23 protein-coding genes are annotated in these 24431 nt (G+C 71.5%); 14 read left to right on the plus strand and 9 right to left on the minus strand.

Annotated features, from left to right (window positions below):
- Positions 1–2: 2 nt before the first annotated feature.
- Together BM290_RS50230 and BM290_RS34260 are read left to right on the plus strand one after the other, a co-directional pair.
- Positions 3–3611, plus strand: coding sequence for an SseB family protein (locus BM290_RS50230; protein WP_239143918.1), 3609 nt, complete (start codon positions 3–5; stop codon positions 3609–3611).
- Positions 3611–3976 carry a hypothetical protein gene (locus tag BM290_RS34260; RefSeq protein ID WP_093620084.1) on the plus strand — a complete coding sequence of 122 codons (366 nt, stop codon included), beginning with the start codon at positions 3611–3613 and terminating at the stop codon, positions 3974–3976. The genes BM290_RS50230 and BM290_RS34260 overlap by 1 nt, the downstream gene beginning before the upstream one ends.
- A 173-nt stretch (positions 3977–4149) precedes the next feature.
- Here the strand turns inward: BM290_RS34260 and BM290_RS34265 are convergent, their stop codons facing one another.
- The 5 genes from BM290_RS34265 to acs all read right to left on the minus strand — a co-directional run bounded on the left by BM290_RS34265 (position 4150) and on the right by acs (position 10863).
- The gene (locus BM290_RS34265; RefSeq protein WP_093620085.1) at positions 4150–4482 is read right to left on the minus strand and encodes a hypothetical protein; all 333 of its coding nucleotides are present in this window, start codon (positions 4480–4482) and stop codon (positions 4150–4152) included.
- A gap of 151 nt (positions 4483–4633) precedes the next feature.
- A complete protein-coding gene (locus tag BM290_RS34270; RefSeq protein WP_093620086.1) occupies positions 4634–5560 on the minus strand; it encodes an alpha/beta fold hydrolase in 927 nt (308 codons plus the stop codon).
- Positions 5561–5626: 66 nt separating this feature from the next.
- Positions 5627–6115 carry a hypothetical protein gene (locus BM290_RS34275; protein ID WP_093620235.1) on the minus strand — a complete coding sequence of 163 codons (489 nt, stop codon included), beginning with the start codon at positions 6113–6115 and terminating at the stop codon, positions 5627–5629.
- A gap of 114 nt (positions 6116–6229) precedes the next feature.
- Positions 6230–8587 carry an immune inhibitor A domain-containing protein gene (locus tag BM290_RS34280; RefSeq protein WP_093620236.1) on the minus strand — a complete coding sequence of 786 codons (2358 nt, stop codon included), beginning with the start codon at positions 8585–8587 and terminating at the stop codon, positions 6230–6232.
- A gap of 290 nt (positions 8588–8877) precedes the next feature.
- Positions 8878–10863, minus strand: a complete 1986-nt coding sequence (acs, locus tag BM290_RS34285; RefSeq protein ID WP_093620087.1) for an acetate--CoA ligase — start codon at positions 10861–10863, stop codon at positions 8878–8880.
- A 200-nt stretch (positions 10864–11063) separates the two neighbouring features.
- Here acs and BM290_RS34290 point away from each other — a divergent pair, with 200 nt between their 5' ends.
- Both BM290_RS34290 and BM290_RS34295 read left to right on the plus strand, forming a co-directional pair.
- Positions 11064–11795, plus strand: coding sequence for a Fic family protein (locus tag BM290_RS34290; RefSeq protein WP_239143917.1), 732 nt, complete (start codon positions 11064–11066; stop codon positions 11793–11795).
- Between the two features lie 20 nt (positions 11796–11815).
- Entirely contained in the window at positions 11816–12301 is a 486-nt protein-coding gene (locus BM290_RS34295) for a PH domain-containing protein (protein ID WP_093620089.1), read from the plus strand.
- A gap of 414 nt (positions 12302–12715) precedes the next feature.
- Here BM290_RS34295 and BM290_RS34300 read toward each other — a convergent pair whose 3' ends face one another.
- Complete coding sequence (locus BM290_RS34300) at positions 12716–13519, minus strand: HAD family hydrolase (RefSeq protein ID WP_093620090.1); 804 nt, start codon at positions 13517–13519, stop codon at positions 12716–12718.
- A 350-nt stretch (positions 13520–13869) separates the two neighbouring features.
- Positions 13870–14220: an STAS domain-containing protein gene (locus BM290_RS34305; protein WP_093620091.1), complete on the minus strand. Its 351-nt coding sequence runs from the start codon at positions 14218–14220 to the stop codon at positions 13870–13872.
- Between the two features lie 228 nt (positions 14221–14448).
- Between BM290_RS34305 and ssd the strand changes: the two genes are divergently transcribed.
- From ssd to BM290_RS34345, 8 genes are all read left to right on the plus strand, one after another.
- Positions 14449–15504: a septum site-determining protein Ssd gene (gene ssd / locus BM290_RS34310; RefSeq protein ID WP_177320019.1), complete on the plus strand. Its 1056-nt coding sequence runs from the start codon at positions 14449–14451 to the stop codon at positions 15502–15504.
- Positions 15501–16727, plus strand: coding sequence for a TadA family conjugal transfer-associated ATPase (locus BM290_RS34315; protein WP_093620093.1), 1227 nt, complete (start codon positions 15501–15503; stop codon positions 16725–16727). Before ssd ends, BM290_RS34315 begins: the two co-directional genes overlap by 4 nt.
- Positions 16724–17455 carry a hypothetical protein gene (locus BM290_RS34320; RefSeq protein WP_239143916.1) on the plus strand — a complete coding sequence of 244 codons (732 nt, stop codon included), beginning with the start codon at positions 16724–16726 and terminating at the stop codon, positions 17453–17455. Before BM290_RS34315 ends, BM290_RS34320 begins: the two co-directional genes overlap by 4 nt.
- On the plus strand, positions 17452–17652 hold the full coding sequence (locus BM290_RS34325; RefSeq protein WP_093620094.1) for a hypothetical protein: 201 nt from the start codon (positions 17452–17454) through the stop codon (positions 17650–17652). Before BM290_RS34320 ends, BM290_RS34325 begins: the two co-directional genes overlap by 4 nt.
- Positions 17653–17699: 47 nt before the next feature.
- Complete coding sequence (locus BM290_RS34330) at positions 17700–18347, plus strand: type II secretion system F family protein (protein ID WP_093620238.1); 648 nt, start codon at positions 17700–17702, stop codon at positions 18345–18347.
- A gap of 142 nt (positions 18348–18489) precedes the next feature.
- Positions 18490–18618, plus strand: coding sequence for a DUF4244 domain-containing protein (locus tag BM290_RS34335; protein WP_239143932.1), 129 nt, complete (start codon positions 18490–18492; stop codon positions 18616–18618).
- Positions 18615–18980, plus strand: coding sequence for a TadE family type IV pilus minor pilin (locus tag BM290_RS34340; RefSeq protein ID WP_093620096.1), 366 nt, complete (start codon positions 18615–18617; stop codon positions 18978–18980). Before BM290_RS34335 ends, BM290_RS34340 begins: the two co-directional genes overlap by 4 nt.
- 119 nt (positions 18981–19099) lie before the next feature.
- Positions 19100–19498 carry an Rv3654c family TadE-like protein gene (locus tag BM290_RS34345; protein ID WP_093620097.1) on the plus strand — a complete coding sequence of 133 codons (399 nt, stop codon included), beginning with the start codon at positions 19100–19102 and terminating at the stop codon, positions 19496–19498.
- Between the two features lie 157 nt (positions 19499–19655).
- On the opposite strand, the gene BM290_RS34350 is transcribed toward BM290_RS34345, so the two are convergent.
- Positions 19656–20996, minus strand: coding sequence for an acyltransferase family protein (locus BM290_RS34350; RefSeq protein WP_143134028.1), 1341 nt, complete (start codon positions 20994–20996; stop codon positions 19656–19658).
- A gap of 88 nt (positions 20997–21084) precedes the next feature.
- A complete protein-coding gene (locus BM290_RS34355) occupies positions 21085–23388 on the minus strand; it encodes a DEAD/DEAH box helicase (protein WP_093620098.1) in 2304 nt (767 codons plus the stop codon).
- A 113-nt stretch (positions 23389–23501) separates the two neighbouring features.
- Between BM290_RS34355 and BM290_RS34360 the strand changes: the two genes are divergently transcribed.
- Together BM290_RS34360 and BM290_RS34365 are read left to right on the plus strand one after the other, a co-directional pair.
- Positions 23502–23858: an STAS domain-containing protein gene (locus tag BM290_RS34360; RefSeq protein WP_093620099.1), complete on the plus strand. Its 357-nt coding sequence runs from the start codon at positions 23502–23504 to the stop codon at positions 23856–23858.
- Positions 23855–24295, plus strand: a complete 441-nt coding sequence (locus BM290_RS34365; RefSeq protein ID WP_093620100.1) for an ATP-binding protein — start codon at positions 23855–23857, stop codon at positions 24293–24295. Before BM290_RS34360 ends, BM290_RS34365 begins: the two co-directional genes overlap by 4 nt.
- Positions 24296–24431: the final 136 nt, after the last annotated feature.

Genomic DNA, 24431 nt, shown 5'->3' on the forward strand with positions numbered 1-24431 from the left:
ACGTGTCCGAGTGGGAACCGGCTACGGACGCCGAAGTCGCGATGCGCGATGCGTTGCGCACCGACGACCAGGAGTCCTATTTCCGTATTCTCGCCGGTGTCGACCTTCTGTTACCGGTCTCCGCCGAGGTCCTGGCCGGCACCGCGCCGATGGGCTGGGGCACGTGGAGCACCGGCGGTCGCACCCACGTGCTGGCGTTCACGTCGAACGCCGCGCTGCAATCCTGCCTGGCCGACTACACCGGCTCGGCCCGGCGCGTGCCGTATTCGGAGCTGGCCAACACCTGGCCCAACCTCGAGTGGTGGCTCGCCGTCAACCCCGGTCTGCCCATCGAGGGCTACCTGCCGGCCTGGTTCGTGGCCCAGCTCGCCCGTGGCGACCTGAGGCTGCCCACCCGGGGGCCGGGCCGCGAGGCGCACCCCACCTCCAAGATCCAGGAGCTGGGCGCGGCGGCGCTGGCGGCCAACCGGGTCGGCGGCGAGTCCGGCGGTCCCACCTACGAGCCTGAGCCGGCCGTCGCCGTGCCGGCCGCCGCGGCCGCTCCGCCGGTTCCGGCCGCGGTGGCTGCCCCGCCCGTTCCGGCCGCGCCCCCGGTGGCCCCCGCGGTCGCCCCGATCCCGCCGGTCGGCAACACGCCGCCGATGGGCCCGGGTGGCCTGCCGGTGCGTACGCCCAGTGGGACGTCGCCCAGCGGTCTGCCGGTCCGTAGCCCGTCCTCGCCGAGCGCGCCGGGGTCACCCGCGGCGCCGGGATTCCCTGCGGCGCCGGGATCGCCCGCGGCTGTGCCCGGTGGGTATCAGCCTCCGGCGACTCCCGCTGCCTACGCTCCGCCGGCGGTTCCGGCCGCGCCCTCCGTTCCCCCCGGCAGGGGAGGCACCGGATCCGCGATGGCCACCCCGGGCTGGGAGAAGCCGGGCATGCCGTTCCGGCCGGAGGAGGACCCTCGCGGGCCCCTTCAGGACCCGGGCGCGCCGCTGCCCGTCCGCACCCCGATGGCGAACACACCGCCGGTGCCCGAGCACGTCATGCCCTACAACCCGGCCGAGGCGCCGGTCGATCCGGCCTGGGCCGGGAAGCAGGGTCCCCAGCAGTCCGGCCCCGCCCCGGCCGGCGCGCCGCCGCTCGCGGCACCGCTCGCCACGCCCGCGAGTGCGCCGCCGTTCGCCGCACCGGCGAGCGCGCCGCCGTTCAACACGCCCGCTGCGCCGCCGTTCAACGCGCCCGCCGGGTCCGCGCTGGCGAGCGCCCCGCCGTTCGGTGGGCAGGCCGGCTCCCCGGCGGCGGCCCAGTTCGGCGGGCCCGCCGGGTCTCCGCCGCCCCCGAGTGCGCCGGCCGGCTCGAACCTCGGTGGGGCGCTGCCCCGGCGACAGCCCGGCCAGTCGACCGGCGGCGGTTCGATGACGAGCATGGCCGGGTTCGTGCCGGCCTCGTCGAACGCCGCCAACGCCGGTAACAGCCCCGCGATCCGCCCGGCGTCCCCGCCGGGCGCCCCCGCGTCGGCGCCCCCGTCCTACGGGACGCCGACTCCGCCGTTCGGTGGCCCGTCAGGGCAGGCTTCCGGTGTTCCGGCGTCATCCGCTCCGGGCTTCGGCGGTCAGGCGGCATCCGGTCCCGGCTACGGCGCTCCGTCGTCCGGTGCGGGTTTCGGCGCTTCCGCGTCGTCCGGCCCGGCCACCGGCAGCCCCGCATCGGCTCCGGGTTCCGGCGGCCCGGGAGTGGGAGTTCCCGGTTTCGGCGGCCCCGCCTCGGCCGGCAACGGTTTCGGTGGTCCGGCTCCGTCCGGTTCAGGTTTCGGCGGCCCGGCAGCTCCCGGTTCCGGTAGTGGTCCGGCCTCGTCCGGCCCCGGCTTTGGGGGCCCCGGTTCGTCCGGACCCGGCTCCGGTGGTGGTCCAGCTTCGTCGGGTCCTGGTTTCGGTGGCCCGGGTTCGGCTGGTCCCGGCTCCGGCGGTGGCTCTGCGTCGTCCGGCCCCGGCTTCGGTGGTCCGGGTTCGTCGGGTTCCGGCTTCGGTGGTCCGGGTTCGTCCGGGCCGGCGTTCGGTGGGCCGGGGGCTCAGCAGCCGGTCAGCCCGGCCCGGCCGTCCGCACCGCCGCTCGCCGCGTCCGGTGCCGGCTCCGGTGGGCCCGGTGGGGCGCTGCCTCGCCGTCAGGTGACGCCGCCGTCCGAGCGGCCGACCTCGATGGCCGCCGCGGCACAGGCGCTCGGAGCCCGTACCCCGTCCAATGAACCGCCCGCGTGGGAGCGTCAGACCCCGCCGCCCGCCGCTGACCGTTTCGGGCCGTCCGGGCCGGCGCCGTCGATCGTGCCGCGGCCGGAGGCCGATTCACCCGCGGCGACGACGATGACGAACCTGCTTCCGCCGGTGATCCCGGGTGCTTCCGGGGCCGATCGGGGCGCCTCGGCGTACCCGGCGTCCGGTCCCGGCTATCCGGCTTCGGCGGCGCCGCAGGCGTACACGCAGCCCGCGCCCGGCCCGGCCTACGGTCTTCCGCCGCAGGGCAGCCCGGCGTCGGCGTATGCGGCGCAGTCGCTCTCCGGCCCGGCTTTCGCGACCCAGGCGCTGCCCGTCGCGACCGGCGGCTACACCCCGTCAGGTGCGTCCAACATGGGCGTCTCCGGGTCGGCCACCGGCTCGCGTGGCCCGTCGGCCACGGATTTCGTGCCGGCCAACGAGGTCGAGCGGGAACTGCAGGACGCCGCGGACACCGGCAACACCGACGTTTTCCTGTCGACGCTGCTGCTGGCCCAGGTCCTGGTGCCGGTCGCCAGCCATTCCCGGCCCGGCAGCGCGCCCGGCGAGTCCGGTTTCGCCTTCCTGCCGGAGGAGGTCGAGGGCGAGCGGTACCTGATCGTGTTCACCAGCAAGGACCGGCTCTCCGACCACTTCGGCGAGCCGACCCGTACGGTGGGGGTCCGCTTCTACGAGCTGATCCGCAACTGGCCGGACCCGGCGTGGTCGTTCGCGGTCAACCCGGGCACCCCGGTCGGCGCGAAGTACCCCGGTGCGCAGATCATCGCGCTGGCCAACTGGGCGACCGAGGCCGGTCTGGGCGCCGAGCCCGTCGAGGTCCCGGTGACCGAGACGCCGCCCGCCCCGGTGCCGGCGCCGGAGCCCGCCAGCGACGAGGCGCAGCAGGCCACCGTCATGCAGAAGACGATCGCCGCCGAGCAGGTCGACTACTACCTGGACCGGGGTTATGACCGGGTCGCCGGATTCGTGCACCGGGCCTCCGAGGTCGAGCATCTGCGTACTCCGGGCGAGTTGTTCGGCGCGCTGGGGCTCTACTACGACGCGTCGCCGTTCCAGCCGGACGCGAAGGAGGCGTTCGTGCTGCGCTGGCCGGCGTACCGGCCGAGCCTCTACCGGATCCCCTACGGCGGGCAGAACGAGCAGGCTCTGCGTGCGATGGACGGCTGGGTGATCGAGCGCCCGCCGTTCCGCGGCAACGGGTTCGCGCCCGGCGAGGGCCGTGACGTCATCGCCGAGTTCAAGGTGGACAGTGTCCGCCTGCCGCACGGCGCGCAGCTGTGGAGCATCGACGCGGACGGCAACGAGCGGATGATGGCGATCTTCGACGCGGACGGCCCCAAGTGGCGCCGGGTGGGTGAGTAGTGATGCGTGACGGTTACGTGGTCACCTGGCAGGGCCGGGAGTACGACGCGGCCCCCGACGGCGACAAGGTCCGCATCTACAGCGCCACCCCGGCGGACGGTTTCGAGGAGTCCAAGCCGGGGCGGTACGTCCGAGTCCTGGAGCCGGACGAGTACGACGAGCTGACCTACGTCCGTACCCTCTGCACGTGGCGCGGCGAGCCCTTCATCGTGCTCGCCGAGGCCGACTCGTGGCTGCGTCTGGAGTACACGGGCGGCCGCGCCCCGGTGGCCCGCCAGCTCGGCCTCGAAGAGTTCGACTACGGCGTCTATCAGGGCTGGGCTCCGGCCCACGAGGTCCGCGACCGCTACGAACACCGAGTCTGAAGACCCGTACAAAAGCCTTCATCCGGTACGGGTCACGGCCCGCCCGACCGCACCCACGCGTACCGGACCTACCCCGCGACGGTTCTGCCACTCCGGACCGAAGCGCGCCCGCCGGGCAGAGCGACGCCCTCGTCATGTGTAGGTCGCCGCTCTTGGTCGGACGGCGCCGGCACTCAGCCGTGCCGACCGCCCGATTCGTCCGGCGCCGCGTCGGCTTCGAGGAGTGCGGCGCCGAAGCGGTCGGCGAGGTGTTCGAGCCATCCCGGTTCCTCGTGGAGCAGGTTGGCGCCCTGTGCTTCGCGGAGGCCGCGGAGAAGATCGCGAACCCGGTTCTCCGGGGTGCGTCTGCCCGGCTTGATCCGCCTGTCCGAAGTGGTCCACCGGCGTACCGCGGTGGCTATGTAGCCCGTCGGTTCGTGGGGCTGCCAGTACTCGGCGACCTGCACCTCGCGGAGCAGCGCGGTCAGCGTGGCGGCCCGATCCTCCCGCGATTGCCCAGCGCTCATGGGGCGATCATGCCGCGTGCCGGCTGTGCGGTGCACCCGAGTTCTACGGGCGCGAGGCTGTGGATAACGCTGTGGAAAAGGTTGGGCTCCCCGTCCTGGGACGGGGAGCCCGATCGATTAATGATCACTTAAGGTGACCGTAGGGGGAAGATCAGGACGGAGTTTTGAGCCACCGCAGGATCTCGCCGGTCACCACGTCCGGCGCCTCCTGGTGAAGGAAATGTCCGACCTCGGGCAAGAGCCGCCACTCGTACGGCGCGGTCACATAGCGTCCTGAACCCTGCGCGGTACGGGGCAGCACCGCCGTGTCCAGCGCACCGTGCAACTGGAGGGTCGGCACACTCGACGGGCGCTGCATCAGCTTCACGAACCGGTATCCCTGAAGGCGCAGCGCGCTCCGGGCCACCCACCGGTACGCCTCCAGGGCGCAGAACGACGCCTGCGGGATCTGCATGGCCTCCCGGCAGCGCGCCACATAGTCCGCGAACTCCGGTGTGGCTGTCCACCCGGGGCTGCTCCACCGGGTCATCAGCTCGCCGACCAGGGCCGCGTCGTCGCGCGTCAGCACGTGCTCGAAACGGGGCACCTGGAACCGGGCGATGGTCGTGGAGGCGGCGAGCTGCCCGCGCGGATCGGCGAAGAGCGCGGCCCGCAGGCGCAACGGATGCGCGGCGCCGAGCACCACCAGCCGGTTCACCAGTTTGGGATGGAACGAGGCGGCCGCCCAGCCGATCATGCCGCCCGCGCCGGCCCCGACCACCGTCGCCGACCGCTCACCCAACGCGCGGATCAGGCCGGTGACATCGGCGGCCATCGTGTAGCCGTCGTACCCCCGTGGTGGTTTGTCGCTCGCGCCGTAACCCCGCAGGTCGATCGCGGCCGCCCGGAAGCCCGCGTCGGCGACCCGGACCATGATGTCGTGCCAGGCCCACCAGAACTCGGGGAAACCGTGCAGGAAGAGCACGAGCGGGCCGGCGCCGACCTCAGCGACGTGGAACCGGGAGCCGTTGGCGCCGACGAACCGATGCCTCCACGGCCCCTCCGTCAGAACGCACGACTCGTCCACCCGACCGCCCATGTCGTCAGCCTAGGCTCCGCTGTCACGGACGATGTCGAACGGTGGCGAAATGGAGCCGCAACGTGATCATTTGATGGTCTCGGCGTCGGTCATCGCCATCAACGTGCCCGGCCCGCAGTAGATGCGCAGCATGGTGGTCTCGAGCTTCACCTTGACCCGGGCGCCCTGGACCAGCTCGGTGCCGGCGGTGGAGTAGAGGGCGTAGCGCTGACCGTCGTCGGCGATCAGGCCGTAGCAGGGGCCTTTACCCCCGCGAGTGACCATCCCGGCGACCCAGCCGGTGTTCGGCTGCTTGTCGGTCGGCTCCTTGGGCGGCTTGTCGGTCAGCGTGATCGTCGGCAGTGGTTTGCCGGTGGGGGGCTCGGCGGCGGGTGACCGGGGCGCCGGAGCGGTCGATTCGAGCGACGGCACGGCCGATGGGGTGGGGGAGGCGGCCGTCGGGGGAGTCGTCGCGCCGGCGGAGGACGTGGGGGACGCTGTGTCGTTCGCGCAACCGGCGATGATCGCTCCGGCCGCCACAGCCAGGCCGATCCGGAACGTTGTGTGAGTGCGCATGAAGCACATCCTTCCCGCGTAAGGCGTAGAAGATGGGACGAATCGCGGGGCGGCGCGGTTCCATGAACACGAACGGCGCCCGGGTTGCCCCGGGCGCCGCCTGTCGTGCGTGGATCAGTAAACAGCCACCGTCATCGAGGTGCCGACCTGGCTCAGGACAGCGATCTTGACGCCGACCGCGGGGAGCTTGACGCCGTGGTTCGGCAGCTCCTCGTAGAAGTACTTGTCCTTGTCGTTGAAGGTCGGGTCACCGAACTGCGGCTTGATGACCGACTTCGCGCCGTTCAGGTGCAGGGTCATTCCGTCAGTCGGGTAGAGGCTGAACGGAGCGTCGTACACCTGGACCCGGGCCCGCCACGGAACACCGGTCGGGTTCAGGACCGGCTTCGGGTGAGCGTCGATGTACAGGTTGCGGCCCGTACCCGGGTGCTCGTTGGTGTTGTTGTCGACCTGCGAGGTGTCCCAGTAGGAGACCAGCAGACCGGTCTGGTAGTTGTAGTGCTCGACCCAGTCCGGCTTGGTGTTCGCGAAGCCGAAGTTGTACGGGCCGGTCGCCAGGTACTTGTCGTACGAGGTGTAGCTGCGGTAACCGGCGATGTAGTAGTTCGGGTAGTTCGCGGTGCTGGTCGCGCCCACGATCGAGAACCCGTTCGCCGTCCAGGTCGAGGTGCCCTCGGCGCCCTCGGTGGAGACGACCGCGCCATCGGCGGTGATGGTCAGCTCGTCACCGAAGAAGCCGCCCTCGGAGACACCACCGTCGGTCACGTAGTGCAGGCGGAAGTCGAACTTCTTGCCCGCGTACGCGTTCAGCGGCACGTTGATGTCGACCCAGGCGCCGTTGGAGGTGCCGCTGATCGCCGGAGCGCCCGCGCCGTCCTTGACGAACGGAGCACCGGCGGCGGTCCCGTCGAGCTTGGTCCAGTTCGCGCCACCGTCGGTCGACACCTCGGCGTAGAGGTAGTCGTAGTCGAGCTCGATGGCGTAGCGGCCCTTGAGCGAGACGGCGCCGGAGGTCTTGCCGGTCAGGTCGATCGACTTGGACAGCGAGACGTTCAGGTCGTCGGCGTTGCCGGAGAAGAACTGCTTGCTGCCGGCGAACGGAGCGCCCAGGTCGGTGGTGACCGGCTTGTCCGGCAGGTTGACCACGACGGCCTGCTTCTTCTTGGTGTTGTACTCCTCGGGGCCGAGGTTGACGACCTTCTTCTGGCCGGCCTTGACCGTCTCGTAGTTCAGCCACCCGAGCTGGAGCTTGTTCCACGCGCCCAGGTCACCGGGACGCGTGCCGATGCCCTGGTCACCCTTGGCGCTGAGCCGGCTCTGCGCCATCAGCGTCCAGTACTCGCTGTTGTTGTCGCCCAGACCACTGGTGTCGTAGTCGTCCGGCAGACCGAGGTCGTGGGTGTACTCGTGAACGAAGACGCTCAGGCCGCCGTTCTCGGGCTGGACGGTGTAGTCACCGACCCACAGGTTGCTGTTGCCGACCTTGGCGCCACCGAGCTTGTTGAAGTCGGGGCCGGTCACGCCGGCGCTGCTGGAGTAGGCGTACCAGCGGTGGCTCCAGATGGCGTCCTCACCCTGGTACGGGTCACCGTCGGCCTGGTCGCCGCCGGAGTGGACGATCTGGAAGTGGTCCAGGTAGCCGTCGGGCTCGTTGAAGTTGCCGTCACCGTCGAAGTCGTAACGGTCGTAGACGTCGTACTCCGCGAGCGCCGCGTTGATCTGGGCCTCGGTCTTGCCGGCCGCCTTCTGGTCCGCGTACCACTGGTTCACGCCGTCCTTGACCAGCTCCCACACGTTGGTGCAGTTGCTGCTCGCGCAGACGGCGGGGTCGTCACCGTTGGCGTCGGTCGGGTTGTCGCTGGACCGGCCGTACCGCGCCTCGTTGTACTTGACCTTGACCCAGTCGGAGACCTGGCCGTCGACGCTGTAGCGGCCGGACGACTGCTCCTCGAAGTAGGTCTTGACCGACTCGGTGTTCTTGCCGGTGCCGAAGTACAGCTTCCGGAAGTAGTCGGGCGAGTAGTTCGCCTGCCAGATGGTGGAGTTGTCCACCTTGCGGTCCGGCTCCGGGATCGCGTTGTGCAGCGGGCCCTCGAAGGTCGAGGGGCCGGCGAACTGCGTCGTCGTGTCCTTGTCCGGGAACGACGGGTGCCGCTCGTTACCGAACTCGGTCAGGATGACGAAGATCTTGTCGGTCTTCTCCCGCGCGAGCTCGACGTACTGGTTCTTGCCCGGGTGCCCGAAGCCGCCGTTTCCGTAGGTCTTGCCGAGCTTGACGACCTTGCTGCCGTTCACGGTCTCGACCTTGGCCTTGCCGCTGACCACCTCGGAGACTGCCTGCTCGCGCAGGGCGCGGCGCTTCTCCTCGAGGGGGTTGGGCATGTCATGGTCGTCGAGGTGAGCGGATTCGCTAGCGGGCGCAGCCGGGGCTGTGTCCGAGGGTGGCGCCGCCAGGGCAAATGTCGGCGCCATCGCCCCGACACTCGTCACGACCGCGGCGCCGAGCAGTCCTGCGACCACCTTGCGCACTACGTTTACCTCCGCTTTCGCCAGCCGGGACGCTTGGGGTACGGGCGTCCGGCGTGAGACGGTCCCGTCGTTCGGGACTCAGGTGAACGTATGCAAACCAAACGATGTTCGGGGATCGCCGAGCATATTGATGACCAATGGTTACCCAATATGGTCCGGTCATAGCACAGGGACCGGCAAATACGACAAAAGGCTGGCGACACAGTTGTGTCACCAGCCTTTATTAATTGCCGTCAGTCCTCCGGTTTGGCCGTCTTCAGCCCCGACGAGATCAGGTCCATCACGGTTGAGTCCTGGAGGGTGGTGACGTCACCGAGTGACCGGTTCTCCGCCACGTCACGCAGCAGCCGCCGCATGATCTTCCCGGAACGGGTCTTCGGCAGCTCGGTGACGAGCATGATCTGCCGGGGCTTGGCGATCGGGCCGAGGGTCTTGGCCACGTGGTTGCGCAGATCCTTGATCAACGCCTCGCCCGCTTCGCCCTCGGTGTCCACATTGCCCCGGGGAATCGTGAACGCGACGATCGCCTGACCGGTCGTCGGGTCGGTCGCGCCGACCACCGCGGCCTCCGCCACCGACGGGTGCGACACCAGCGCCGACTCCACCTCGGTGGTGGAGATGTTATGACCGGACACCAGCATGACGTCGTCGACCCGGCCGAGCAGCCAGAGCGCGCCGTCCTCGTCCTTCTTCGCGCCGTCGCCGGCGAAGTAGATCCACTCGTCGCCGTTGCCCGCGCCGGCGCCGAACCGGGACCAGTACGTGTCCAGGAAGCGCTGGTCGTCGCCCCAGATCGTGCGCAGCATCGACGGCCACGGCTCGCGCAGCACCAGGAAGCCACCGCCGCCGTCCGGCACCGACTGCGCCTGGTCGTCGACCACGTCGGCGCCGATGCCCGGCAGCGCGGTCATCGCCGAACCCGGCTTCGCGGCGGTCACCCCGGGCAGCGGCGAGATCATGATCGCGCCGGTCTCGGTCTGCCACCAGGTGTCCACGATCGGCGTGCGCTCACGGCCGACGTGCTCCCGATACCAGATCCAGGCCTCCGGGTTGATCGGCTCGCCCACGCTGCCGAGGACCCGCAGCGACGACAGGTCGTATTTGGCGGGGATGTCGTCGCCCCACTTCATCATGGTGCGGATCAGCGTCGGCGCGGTGTAGAGGATCGACACCTTGTACTTGTCGACGATCTGCCAGAACCGGCCGCGGTCCGGGGTGTCCGGCGTGCCCTCGTACATCACCTGGGTCGCGCCGTTGGAGAGCGGGCCGTAGACGATGTACGAGTGACCGGTCACCCAGCCGATGTCGGCGGTGCACCAGTAGACGTCGGTCTCCGGCTTGAGGTCGAAGACGGCGTGATGCGTGTACGACGCCTGCGTCAGGTAGCCGCCGGTGGTGTGCAGGATGCCCTTCGGCTTACCGGTGGTGCCCGAGGTGTAGAGGATGAAGAGCGGGTGCTCGGAGTCGAACGGCTGCGCCTTGTGCTCCGGGCTGGCCTGCTCGACCGTCTCGTGCCACCACTTGTCCTTGTCGGTCCAGGCGACCTCCTCGCCGGTCCGGCGGACCACCAGCACGTGCTCGATCCGGTCGGTACGCGCGACGGCCTCGTCCACGGTCGGCTTCAGCGCCGACGGCTTGCCCCGGCGGTAGCCACCGTCGGCGGTGATCACCACCTTGGCGTCGGCGTCGTCGATCCGGGTGGCCAGCGCGTCCACCGAGAACCCGCCGAACACCACACTGTGGGTGGCGCCGATCCGGGCGCAGGCCAGCATCGCGACCGCGGCCTCCGGGATCATCGGCAGGTAGATCATCACCCGGTCGCCCGCGGTCACGCCCAGGTCGGTGAGGGTGTTGGCGGCCTGGCTCACGAGCTTGAGCAGCTCGGCGTAGGTGACGGTCCGGGTGTCGCCGGGCTCGCCCTCCCAGTGGATCGCCACGCGGTCGCCCAGGCCGGCCTCGACGTGCCGGTCCACACAGTTGTAGGCGAGGTTCAGCTCGCCGCCGACGAACCACTTCGCGAACGGAGGGTTCGACCAGTCCAGGATCTGGGTCCACGGCTTGCTCCAGGCCAGCCGTCCGGCCTGCTTCGCCCAGAAGGCGAGCCGGTTGGATGCGGCCTCCTCGTAGGCGTCGGCCTTCACGTTGGCGTTCGCCGCAAGGTCGGCTGGCGGCGGGAACTGCCGCGTCTCCGAGGACAGGTTCTCCAGTGTCTCGCTCATGAGGGCGGCTCCTCTGCCGTGACCGGGGTCTCTTCAACTGCACACTAGTTGCGAGGGAAGGTTTGTGCCGCAGCCCGCGCCCGATGGTGTCGTGCGCGCGCCGACCGGCGGATAGATGCTCACTACTGCGCGAATCTTGCCAGTTCCGCGCTCGTTTGTGCACCCCGTGTTTCGGAACTCTTACCGGTTACCGTGTTCACGTGGATCCACTCGCCCCGTTGCTCGACCTTGCCGACGTCGCTCCCGCCTTCGCCGGCGCCCGCGAAGCCGTCGACGCCGCCCACAAGCACCGTGCCCTGCGCAGGCACGGTGGCCAGGTCGCCGCGGAGGCCAGCCTCCGGGCCGCGGTCGCCAGTGCGGCGCTGGAGGGCAACAGATACGACCTCGACGAGGTACGCGACGGAACCGTCACCGACCCGGTCGTGCAGGGCGCCCTCCGCGTCGCCGAGGCCCTCCCCGGCCTCGTCGATCTCTGGCCCCGCGCGCCTCGCCAGGCGCTCGCCAAACTCCACGTGCTCGCGGCCCGCGGCGTCGTCCACGACCACGACCTCGGGCGCCTCACCTCCGGCGCCGAGCGGATCGACGCCCTCGCCGGTCTCGTCGCCGGCAACGAGACCACCCCGCCGATGCTGCTGGCCGCGATCGTCCACGCCGAGCTGATCACCCTGCGCCCGTTCGCCGGCCCGGCCGGTGTGGTGGCCCGCGCCGCCGCCCGGCTCACCCTCACCGCCCGCGGCTTCGACCCGCGCGGCCTGGTCGTGGTCGAAACCGGTCACCTCGACCGGGAACCGGAGTACGTCGGATCGGCCGGCGCCTACGCCACCGGCACCCCGGACGGCGTGCGCTCCTGGCTGCGGCACTACGCCGCGGCGATCACGGCCGGCGCCGGGGAAATCAGCGTCATCGGAGACGGCGTGCTGGCCGCGGTCTGAACGACGGCATACTTTTCTGCGTGGGTTCGCACTGGGTCCGTCCCTATCCGCCGGGTACCGGCCGCTGGCTCGTGATCGTCTGGGAAGCGGTGGCCCTCGCTCTGCTGACCTGGGCGACCATCCGGCAGTTCGATCTGATCGGGCACGGCGTGCGGGCGGTCGCCGTCGTGCTTGCCGCGGTCTGGGTGATCGGCGCCTGGCGGATCGTCCAGCACGGCGTCTACGTCAGCAGCGAGGGTGTGCTCATCCGCGGCCTGCTGCGGTCCCGCATCCTGCACTGGCGCGACATCGCCGGCGTGCACCTGCACCAGGCCACCCACAGGGTCGGCCGATGGGAGCTGCAGCGGGACACGACCGTCGTGATCGAGCGGCACGACGGCGCCACGGTCAACACCGAACTCTGGGCCCAGGGGGTCGACTTCCACGCCCGGCCCAAACTCTTCCGAGCCGTCTACCAGGAGATCCGGCGACGGCACCTGGCCGCACGGCTGCTGCCGGAGAATTGAAGAGCCGGCGTCCCTCGCGGGGGCGCCGGCTGCGCGCGTCCGGACCGGGTTATCAAGCGTGCACCTGGGTCGTTGTCGACGGTCCAGCGCCCCGCAGAGCGGAGGTCCCGCCGCAACGTGCCTGCCGTGGCTGATCGCGCGTGGGTTCCCGGTGGCCGTGCACGGTGCCCGAAGTTTCCGGGCCCGCGAATCATTTCTACGCCGGCCGCCACTTGATCGCCAGATTTCAGCGGTAAAGGCCGCCGAACGAGAAATACTCAGACCGAAGACCGGATGCTCCCGCCGGCGTCCCGGACGCCGTGAGAGCCGAACGGTAACCACCGCATATGCCCGGCGGCCGCGCCGCGGTCCGGTGCCGCAACCGCCTCGCGCGGACAGCCACGGTGCTTTTCGTGGCCGTACAAAATAATGGTCCTAAGCGACCGCGGCGGCGCGGGTCCGCCGATGGCGACCGTAAAGAGCGACGCCGATGGCAACACCGACTCCGACCCCCAAGGCCGCCGCGACCGGCACCGCCGGCCGATCGCGAAGGCGCCTCCCGAGGGGTACGGGATGACGGAACTCCAGAATCGGCCAGGAACGCAGCGCCGCCACCCGGCGCAGCGCCCGATCCGGATTGACGGCGCTCGGATGACCGACCGCCTCGAGCAGCGGCAGATCACTGTTCGAATCCGAATAGGCGTAACACTCGGAAAGGTCGTAACCGCGCTCGTCGGCGAGCCGCTGGACACCGGTGACCTTGGCCGGGCCGGCCGCGTAGAACTCCACGGCCCCGCTGTAACGACCGTCGACGATCGCCATCCGAGTCGCGATCACATCGGTGATACCGAGCAGCGCGCCGATCGGGCGGACCATTTCGTCACCCGAAGCTGAGACGAGCACCACATCGCGGCCCGCCGCCTGGTGCTCGGCGATCAGCGCGGCGGCCTCCGCGTAGACATAGGGGTTGATCAGAGTGCCGAGTGTCTCCGCGACGATCTGCTGCACCTGCTCGACCCGCCAGCCCTTGCACAGGGCGGCCATGTAGTCGCGGGTGCGGGCCATCGATTGCTCGTCGGTGCCGCCACCCAGGCGGAACATCAGCTGGGCATAGGCGGTTTTCACCACGTCACGACGGCTGATCAGGCCATCCCGATAGAAAGGCCGTCCGAAGGCCAGCGCGCTGGACTTGGCGATGACGGTCTTGTCGAGGTCGAAGAACGCGGCGCTGAGCCCCACGGGCCGAAAGTGTAGCCGCACGACGCCTCTGCCGGTTGTCCCGTACGCGCGACGCGCTCCGCCGTGACAGCCCGTGAAAACGGGCAGAGGGGTAGGAGCCGGTCCAGTCGGCCACATTCGGTACTCGACGCGGAGCGTGATCCTGAGGCAGACTTGTGTTTGCTACGAGGTGTGTGTTGTTCCCGCTTCAACGAGTCACTTGAGACCTCGCACTTTCAGGCCACGGTGATCGCGCCCCCCGCGATCACCGGGTGATTCGGCTCGACCCCCCCGGAGCCGAATCCCAAGGACGGCCCCCGTCTCCCCCGACGGGGGTCGTTCCCTTTCACGGCGTCAATTGCCGGGCGGCTTCACGCGCCGGTCGCCTGTGACGGCGCGTCGATCGTCTCGATCAGCCCGAAGAAATCGGAGAGGCCGGTCACCGCCAGCACCCGGCGGAACGTGTCACTCGGATTGACCACCCGGAAACCGGTGCCCGCCGCGACCGCCGCCCGGTAGCCCTCGATCAGCGCGCCCAGCCCCGTCGAGTCGATGAACGTGGCGTCCCGGACATCCACCACCACCGACGGCGGGGACCAGTCGGCGACCGCGTCCCGGATGCCCTGCGCGACCTCGTCCGCGTCGGAGAAATCGATCTCTCCCGAGATGGTGACGGTGACCGTGCCGTCGTCGGCGAGAGTCGTGCGGATCGAGTTCTCCATACCCCACTCCATCGTTCCGGCGAGCACCACAACATACCCAACGCGGCCCGGAGCATGCCTCGCCGTAGCAGATCGTTGCCGCGGGCGGCGGTTGTCCACGGCTCCGCGTTGTCCACAGCCGGACGGCATCGACGGTTGCCCGGGTCGTCCCCGCCCGGCCACGGTGGGCGCCCCAACCCGCCGTCCCGCTGGAGGCCAGCGATGCCCGCCCCGCGCCGTCCCCTGATCGTGACCGCCGATCCGGATCTCCTCGACGAACTACTACGCCTCGCCGCGGCGGGCGGCGTCGAGGCCGAGGTGTCACCCGACCCGGCCGGCGCCCGCGCCCGCTGGACCACCGCGCCACTCGTCTTCGTCGGCGCCGACCAGGCCATCCCCTGCCTGCGCGCCCGCCTGCCCCGCCGCGGGCGGCTCTTCCTGGTCGGCTTCGACGGGCTCGCCGACCCCGCCTTCTCGGTCGCCGACCTGATCGGCGCGGAGAACGTGGCGGTCCTGCCCGCCGCCGAACCCTGGATCGTCGACCAGCTCACCGCCGGCGACCGGCCCGTCCCGCCGGCCGACGGCCGCACCCTCGCGGTGATCGGCGGCCGTGGCGGCGCCGGCGCCAGCATCCTCGCCGCCGGGCTCGCCACCACCGCGGTCCGATCCGGATACCGGACGCTGCTGATCGACGCCGACCCGCTCGGTGGCGGCCTCGACCTCGTCCTCGGCTGGGAACAGGTCGGGGGCCTGCGCTGGCCCGGCCTCACCGGCGCCGACGGTCGCGTCGACCCGCCCACCCTGCTCGGCGCCCTCCCGCACCGCGGCGACCTGGTACTGCTCTCCTTCGACCGCGACGAACTGCCCGGCGTGCCGATCGAGGCGATGGCGGCCACCCTCGACGCGGCCCGCCGCGGACGCGACGTGATCGTCGCCGACCTGCCCCGGCAACTCGACGACGCGGCGATCCTCGCGCTCCAGGCCGCCGAGCGGACCCTGCTCGTCGTCCCGGCGGAACTGCGGGCCACCGCCTCCGCCGCCCGGACCGCGGCGACCGTCGCGGCCCACTGCGAGAACATCGCCGTCGTCGTGCGCGGCCCGGCGCCCGGCCGGCTCAAGGCCCGCGAGATCGCCCGTGCGCTCGGTCTGCCGCTGGCCGGCACCCTGCGGCCGGAGACGTCGATCTGCCAGGGCATCGAGCGGGGAACGGCGCCCACCGCGGACGGCAAGGGCGCTCTCGCCGATCTCTGCCGACGGATCGTCGACGGGCTCATGGGTACGGAGCGGAAAGCAGCCGTGGCATGACGGTCGCCGATCGGGTCCGCAGGCGATTCGCGTACGACGGGAGGGAGGCGACCCCGGCCGCGGTCGTCGACGCCGTCCGCCGTGACAGCGCGGTGCTCGGCGACACGGCCGTGCTGCGGATGGCCGGACTGGTCCGCGACGAGCTGATCGGCGCCGGGCCGCTCGCCCCGCTGCTCAGCGACCCGGCCGTCACCGACATTCTGGTGAACGACTGCCGGGTCTGGGTCGACCGGGGCGCCGGGCTCGAACGCTCGTCGATCCGGTTCACCGACTCCGCGGAGGTTCGCCGGCTGGCACAGCGGCTCGTCGCGGCGTGCGGGCGGCGGCTCGACGACGGGCAGCCCTACGCCGACGCCCGGCTCTCCGACGGGACCCGCCTGCACGCGGTCCTGCCGCCGGTCGCGACGAACGGGCCGCACCTGTCGTTGCGTACCTTCCGGCAGCGGCCGTTCCGCCTCGACGACCTGGTCCGGCACGGGACGATCCCGGCCGGCGCGGCGGAGGTGCTGGCCTCGGTGGTGGCGGCGCGACTCGCGTACCTGGTCACCGGCGGCACGGGCAGCGGCAAGACCACCCTGCTCGCCACCCTGCTCGGGCTCGTGCCGCCGACCGAGCGGATCGTGCTCGTCGAGGACGCGGCGGAACTCCGGCCGGTGCATCCGCATGTGGTGGCGCTTCAGGCGCGTACCGCCAATGTGGAGGGCGCCGGCGCGATCGGCCTCAGCGACCTGGTCCGCCAGGCGTTGCGGATGCGGCCCGACCGGCTGGTCATCGGCGAATGCCGGGGAGCGGAGATCGTCGACCTGCTCGGCGCCCTCAACACCGGCCACGAGGGTGGGGCCGGCACGCTGCACGCCAACGCGCCCGCCGACGTGCCCGCCCGGCTGGAGGCGCTCGGGCTGCTCGGTGGCCTGCCGCGAGCGGCGTTGCACGCCCAGGTGGTTGCCGCGCTCCAGGTCGTTCTGCAGGTTCGGCGTACGGCTGAGGGCCGTCACCTGGAGTCCATCAGCGTGCTCACGGCGGCCGGGGACGAACGCCTGGCCACCGTGGTGCCTGCCTGGCAGCGCGATCGGGGGCCGGGGGCGGGCGCGCCCGTGCTGGCCCGGCTGCTGACCGAGCGCGGTGAGCGGGTGCCGGCCGCGCTGCTGCCGGAGCGGTTGTCATCTCCGGGGCCGTCGTCGCTCCCTCCCGCGCGGCCGTCGTTTCCGGGGTGGTCGTCGTGACGTGGCTGATGGCGGTGCTGCTCATCGGTGCGGCGGTCCTGGTCGCGCGGCCGGGGGAGCAGGCGCGTGATCGGCTTCCCGGGCGGCGGGGCCGGATCGATGTGGGCGGGCTCCGGCGTACCGTCGCCGGGCTCCTCGACGGTCCGGAGTGGCGGTCTGCGCTCACCGCCGCCGTGCTCGCGGGCGTGCCGGCGGGCCTGTCCGGCGGCCCGGTCGCCGCGATCGTCGCGGCGGTCTACGCGCTGCTCGCCGCCCGGGAATGGCGCCGCCGATCCGGGCGGAGACGCGCCGCCGAGCAGCGGGCCGCCCACCTCGACGACCTCACGTCACTCGTCGCGGACCTGCGAGCCGGTATCCCGCCGGCGGCCGTCGCGGCGTCACCCACCGCGCCCGGCCGGATCGGGCAACTGACCGACGCCGTGTGGCGACTCGCCGAACGTACCGGCGCACCCGCCGCCGACCTGCTCGAACGGATCGAATCGGACGCCCGGGCTGCCGAGCGGTCGGCGAAGACCGCCCACGCCCACGCCTCCGGCACCCAGACCACCGCGATCCTGCTGGCGGCCCTTCCCCTGGCCGGGATCGCTCTCGGACACGCGATCGGCGCGGACCCGGTCGGGGTGCTGCTGCACACGCCGCTCGGGGCGGTCTGTGTCGCCGTCGCGCTGGTCCTCCAGTTCGCGGGGCTGAAGTGGGCGCAGCGGCTCACCGAGGGAGCGACCCGATGACCACCGGTTCCTGCGGGGTGGCGGCACTTCTCCGGGCGGGCGGTCCGGTCCGTGTTCCGCTGCGCGAATGCTGCGTGGCCGCCCTCGTCGGCGCGGACGGCGTGATCACGAGTTGCGCCGCCACCCCGGATCCGGCCGCCACTGGGGCCATCGATTCGGGCCTGCCTCGGTGGGAGCCGATCGAGGTGTCCCCGTGAGTGGCGCAGTCGTGGCCTTTTGCACCGTGACGGCCGCCGTGCTGGTGATGCTTCCGCGTGGTCGGCTCCGGCTGTCCCGGGCGGCACCGCGACAGGCGTCGTCCGAACGGACCCGGCTGCTCCTGTCGGTGTCGGCCGGAATCGCCGTCGCCGGCCTGGTCGGCACCGGTTGGGGCCTGATCGCCGCGGTGGCCGCCGGAATCGGCACGGACCGCTTCCTGCGCAGCCGTGAGCCCGCCGAAGTCCGTCGCGAACGCCAGGAGGCCCACGCCGATCTACCCCTTGGCGCGGACCTGCTGGCAGCCGCCCTCCGGGGCGGAACCGCGGTGGACCGGTCGATCGGCGCCGTCGCGGAAGCCCTCGGCGGCCCGCTCGGCGAGCGGCTCGAACGCACCGCCCGTTCGCTGCGACTCGGCGCCGAACCAGCCGAAGCCTGGGCGCACCTGGCCGGCGTTCCGCAGGCCGAGCGGCTCGTCGCGGCTGCTGTCCGATCCAGCGCCAGCGGCGGCGCGCTCGCCGGAGCACTGGAACGCCTCGCCGGCGACCTACGCGCCGACCGCGCGGTGGCGATCGAGGCGGCCGCCCAGCGGGCCGGCGTCCTGATCGTGCTGCCGCTCGGGCTGTGCTTCCTGCCGGCGTTCCTGCTCACCGGCTTGATGCCGACCGTGATCGCCATCCTCGGCGACGTCCTGTGAGACTGCGCCGCCCGTTCGGTGGCGTGCTGTGAAACCCCGGTGCGGCGTTGTCGTCGTCGCACCAGCAAGGAAACAAGGAGGTCCTGTGTACAAACTCATCGCCCGCTACCGGCGGCTCCAGGCGGAAGCCGCGGACGCCGGAATGAGCACCGCCGAGTACGCCATCGGCACGCTCGCCGCGGTCGCCTTCGCCGGTGTGCTGCTCAAGGTCCTGACCAGCGGGCCCGTGCAGGCGGCGCTCAGCGGGGTCATCGGCCGGGCGCTGAAGTGACACGACGCCGGCATCCCGGCCGCGACCGGGGCTCGTTCACCGCCGAACTCGCGGCCGGGCTGCCGGCGCTCATGCTGCTCCTCAGCCTCGGCCTGGCGTCGGTCTCCGCGATCGCGGCGAAGATGCAGTGCCTCGACGCGGCGCGGGAGGCGGCCCTGGCGGCGGCCCGCGGCGACGCCCCGGCGGACGCGGCGGCCGGGCTGGGTCCGGAGGGCGCGAGCGTACGCGTTGGTGGCACCGCGGAGAGTGTCGTCGCCGAGGTGTCCGCGCCGATCAGCCTGTTCGGCATCGACCTGCCCGGGGCGGTCGTGAGCGGCGACGCGACGGCAGCCCGCGAGCCGGCCGGGGAGGCTGTGCCATGAGCCGTCTCCGCCGTCTCCGCTACGGCCGGGGAGGCCGTGCCATGACGCGACTCCGTGACGGCCGGGGAGGTGGCCGTGCCATGACGCGGCTCCGTGACGGCCGGGGAGGTGGCCGTGTCATGACGCGGCTCCAGGACGCCCCGGGAAGCCGTGTCAGGAGGCGGCTTCGGGACGACCGTGGGGCGGCGTCGATCTTCGTGCTGGCGGTGGGCCTGGTGTTGATCGGGGTGGCGCTCGTCGTCGTGGCCGGCGGCGCAGCGCGGATAGCCCGGCATCAGGCCCAGGCGGCGGCCGACTTCGGTGCCCTGGCCGGCGGGGCGCACGCCATCGAGGGCCAGGCCGCGGCGTGCGCCGTGGCGGCCCGATACGTCCAGGCCAACCACGGCCGGATGGCGGGATGCGCCGTCGAAGGCCTGGAGATCGTGGTCCACGTCGAGGTCCGGCTCGACTTCTATCCGGCGAGTGCTGGCGCCGCCGCCCGAGCAGGCCCGGTCACCGCGTTCCCGGGCGGCCCCTGATGTCGCGGGAAGGAGTTCTGCCACGAGCCCCGCCGCGGACGAATCAGTGCGTGGGCGCCGGATGCCGAGGTGACGGTATGGCCGGGGTCAGCGGCGCGCAGTGGACGCCGATGGAGGCAGCGGGCGCAGAATTTTCCGCGAGGCGCGAGGCCGCGGGTCAGCGGGAGGCGTTCTGCAAGGTGGACGGTGACGGCTGGCGCGGCGAAGGGCTGACCCCGGCCGGCCGCTCTTGAAGCCCTTCGCTGTGACCGGCGCGTGTGGCGGCCGGCGAGCCCGCCTGAGCCGAGCCGGCCGAGCCGGCCGAGCTGGCAGGGCCGGCCGAGCTGGCCGAGCCGGCAGAGTCCGCCGCGCTGGCCGAGCCGACAGAGTCCGCCGCGCTGGCCGAGCCGGCAGCCGCCGCCTCGGCTGCCGACACCCGGCGGACGTCGGCGATCGCCCGCCGCAGCATCGTCCGCAGCCAGCGGCTGAGGGGCCGTTCCGCGAACCGGTGCACCAGCCAGGCGAGCCCCAGCACGACCGTGATGGCCCCGAGCAGCAGGGCCCACACCGGCAGGCTGGTGCGCTCCTGGGCGTGCCGGATCAGCCCGTACCCGATGCGCTGGTGCAGCAGATAGAAGGGATAGGTGAGCGCCCCCGCGGTGGTGAGCCACGACCAGCGGATCCGGTCGGTCCAGCCGAGCGCGACGGCCAGGACCACCAGGTAGCACAGGGACACGATGGCGATGCCGGGCCAGATCGGCACCTCGAAGCCGGGGTTGATGGTGCCGACCCGCTGCTCGACCCGGTGGATGCTGACCAGCCAGGAGAAGCCGATGATCGCGAAGAGCAGCGGCGACCGGCCGAAGCGATTGATCAGGAACATCGCTATTCCGGCGATGAAATACGGCGCGTATTCCGGGATGGCGAGAATATTGACGATTCTGCTGTCGAGGGTCGGGCCGATCACCGCGACGATCATCCAGGTGACGCAGAAAATCACCGTCCGGCGGTACGTGAGCCCGAACGCCACGAGTGCCGCGAAGAGCAGATAGAACCGGAGTTCGACGAAGAGCGTCCAGTAAACGGTGTCGACCGCGGGAATGCCGAGTGGCTCCTGGAGCATGGTCATGTTGACCGCGATGTCGCGTGCTTCCGGGACGCCGCTGATCGGCACGCCACCGGTCACCGGCAGGATCGCGACGACCGCGACGGTGATCAGGATGCACACCCAGTAGGCCGGGTAGAGACGGCTCACCCGTGACACGAAGAACTCGCCCAGGCTGCGCCGCCAGCTGCTCATGCCGATCACGAAGCCGCTGATCAGGAAGAACAACTCCACGCCGAGGAAGCCGTAGGCGGCGATCGGGGCGAGGTCGGGCAGATAGTAGGCGGGTGGGCTCTGCCCGTCGAGACGCCAGGAGACGCTCAGGTGGAACACCGCGACGGCCAGTGCGGCGATCAGTCGGAGGCCGTCGAGGGCGGCGAGGCGAGGGCTCGTGTTTGCTCGGTCACGATTCATCGGGAACGCAGGTTACCGCTTCGACTCGGGGGGAGGGACAAGGTGTGTCTCTTCCCCGGAGTGATCAGCAATAAACGGCGGTAAATGATCACAGTGCCGCGAGCACGATATCCAGCACTTTCACAGCGTCCTCTTTGTTCAGAGGATTGTTCCCGTTTCCGCACTTGGGTGACTGCACGCAGGAGGGGCATCCGGCCTCGCATCCGCACGAGGCGATCGCCTCCCGGGTGGCCCGCAGCCACTCCGCCGCGGTCCCGTAGGCGCGCTCGGCGAACCCCGCGCCCCCGGGGTGGCCGTCGTAGACGAAGACCGTCGGCGCCTCGGTGTCGGCGTGGTTGGCCGTGGACAGCCCGCCGATGTCCCATCGGTCGCAGGTGGCGATCAGCGGCAGCAGGCCGATCCCGGCGTGCTCGGCAGCATGCAGGGCGCCCGGGAACTCGCCCGGCTCCACCCCGCCGGCGGTCAGCGCCTGCGGCGACACGGTGAACCAGACCGCGACCGTACGCAACTCGCGAGCCGGCAGGTCGAGGGGCCGGGTGTCGATGATCTCCCCGCTGCCGAGCCGCCGCCGCTGGTAGGAGACGACCTGGTTGGTCACGTCCACGTCGCCGAGGAACAGCCCGACCGGACCGGCGTCCACATACGACCGGACGTTCACCACCGACAGGTTCGTCACGTCCCGGGCGTGCGTGGTCCAGTCCGGCTCCTCCTGGTGGACCAGCGCGATGGCGTCCTCCAGGTCGAGGTCGTCGACCACGAACGTGACGCCCTGGTGCAGGTAGACCGCTCCGGGGTGCAGCATGGCGTGCGACGAGCCGTGGTCGACGGTGCCGAGCAGCCGCCCGGTGGCCGCCTCCACGACCGAGACGGGCGCGCCGCCGGTCCCGCGGAGGTCGACCTCGGGCCGCCCGCGATGGGTCCAATACCACCCGGACGGCCGCCGTCGCAGCAGCCCTTCGGCGGTGAGCTGCTCGACGAGCCCGTGTCCGCCGAACAGGTCCAGGTCAGCGTCGGTGAGTGGCGCCTCGGAGGCGGCGCAGCACAGCTGGGGCCCGAGCACGTACGGATTCCCCGGGTCGAGCACCGTCGCCTCGACCGGCCGCCCGAACACCGCCTCCGGATGGTGCACCAGGTACGTGTCGAGCGGGTCGTCCCGGGCCACGAGCACGGCGAGCGCCTCGTCACCGGCCCGCCCGGCCCGGCCCGCCTGCTGCCACAGCGACGCGCGGGTGCCCGGATAGCCGCAGATCAGCACCGCGTCCAGCCCGGTCAGGTCGACGCCGAGCTCCAGCGCGTTGGTGGACGCCAGCCCGAGCAGCTCGCCGGAGAGCAGCGCCCGCTCGATGGCCCGCCGGTCCTCGCGCAGGTATCCGCCGCGGTAGGCGGCGACCCGGTCACCGAGGCCGGGCACCGCCTCGTTCAGCGACTGCCGGGCGGTGGATGCGATCACCTCGGCCCCACGCCGGGACCGCACGAACGCGATCGTCCGCGTCCCGGCGATCACGGAGTCGGTGAGCAGATCGGCGGTTTCGCGCAGGGCTGACCGGCGGATCGGTGAGGCGTCCTCGGCGTGCGGCTCGAGGAGCGGCGGCTCCCAGAGGGCGAACGTCACGGCCCCGCGCGGCGACGCGTCGGACGTGATTTCGGTCACCGGCACACCGGTCAACCGGGATGCGGAACCGGCCGGATCCCCGGACGTCGCGGACGCCAGGATGAAGGTGGGCGAGGCGCCGTACCGCGCGGTGGCCCGCCGCAGCCGCCGCAGCACGTGCGCCACGTGCGAGCCGAAGACGCCCCGGTAGGTGTGGCACTCGTCGATCACCACATACCGCAACCTGCGCAGGAAGACGCCCCAGCGGCCGTGGCCGGGCAGCATGCTGTGGTGCAGCATGTCCGGATTGGTGAGCACGAACCGCGAGTGCTGGCGGATCCACTCGCGCTCCTCACGCGGGGTGTCGCCGTCGTAGGTGGCCGGCCGCACCCCGTCCAGCCCGAGCCGGTTCAGGCCCCGGAGCTGGTCGGCGGCGAGCGCCTTGGTGGGTGACAGATAGAGCACTGTCGCTCTAGGGTCCGTGGCGAGCGCGTTCAGCGCCGGTAGCTGGTACGCGAGGGACTTGCCCGACGCGGTGCCGGTGGCCAGCACGACGTGCGTGCCCTCCCAGGCGAGGGTGGCCGCGGCCGCCTGATGCTCCCACGGGACACTGATCCCCTGGGCGACGAAGGCGTCGCGGACAGCGGGCTCGGTCCATGCCGGCCACGGCGCCGGACGGCCCTCCCGGGCGGGCACTCGCTCGATGTGTGTGACCGGGGACACTGCCGTCCCGCTGCCGCGAGCCCGCAGCCGGTGCAGCAGCTCAGCAGGACCGAAAGCGGTTGAGGTCACGCATTGCACTGTGACACCGGTATGCCCCGAACCTCAAACGGGTAGGACGGTGGGTGCCACGCGTCGCCCCCTTCCCGTCGGTGGTTAGATTTCGCGGGGGGAGAGATCAGGGAGGAGGACCGATGGAGCTGTCACTCACGACCCGGACCGTCGCCGAGCACACCGTGCTCGAGGTCGGCGGCGAGGTGGACGTTTACACCGCCCCCCGGCTGCGTGAGCGTCTCATCGAGCTGGTGGACGCGGGGGCCCGTGACGTGGTCGTCGATCTGGAGCGGGTCGACTTCCTCGACTCCACCGGGCTCGGCGTGCTGGTCGGCGCCCTCAAGCGGCTGCGGACGGCACACGGCACCTTCGGCCTGGTCTGCGCCAAGGAGCCACTTCTCAAGATCTTCCGGATCACCGCGCTGGATCAGGTCTTCCCGATCTTCCCGACGGTCGATGCGGCGACGGAACGCGACGGCAGCGGTCCCGCTTCGTGATGGCTACCGTTCGACTCTCCTTCTCGCCGGCCCCGGTGCATGTGCGCACCGCACGCCTCGTCGGTGTCGCCGTCGCGCGCCGTGCCGGGGTCGCGGAGGAGTTGCTCGACGAGGTCCGGCTCGCCATCGGTGAGGCCTGCACCCGGGCGGTCACCCTGCACCGGCAGTATGGTTTGACCGACCTCGTCACCGTCGAGATGTCCGACTCGGACTCGTACACGGTCAGCGTCATCGACCACGCGCCGATCGAGGCGAGCGTCGGCCTGGCGAAGCTGCCGCCGGACGAGTTGGCCGACGAGTCGCTGACCGACGACGCGCTCACCACCGGCGTCGGCTTCGCGCTGCTCGCCGGTTTCGTCGACGACCTGCAGGTGCGCCCGGTGGATGACGGCCCGGGCACCGAGGTCCGGATGGTCTGGCCGGTCACCCGCCGCTGACCGCGGCGGAGTGCCAAAAAAGATCAACCACGCAGGGGGTACGGCACAACGCCGCGCCCACCATGGGCGATATTTCCGAAAATGACCAGCTAAGTCGGGCGAAAATCCAGACACTGGCGGCTACCCGTGTACCCGA

This window comes from Actinoplanes philippinensis, from assembly GCF_900113015.1.
GTDB lineage: Bacteria > Actinomycetota > Actinomycetes > Mycobacteriales > Micromonosporaceae > Actinoplanes > Actinoplanes philippinensis.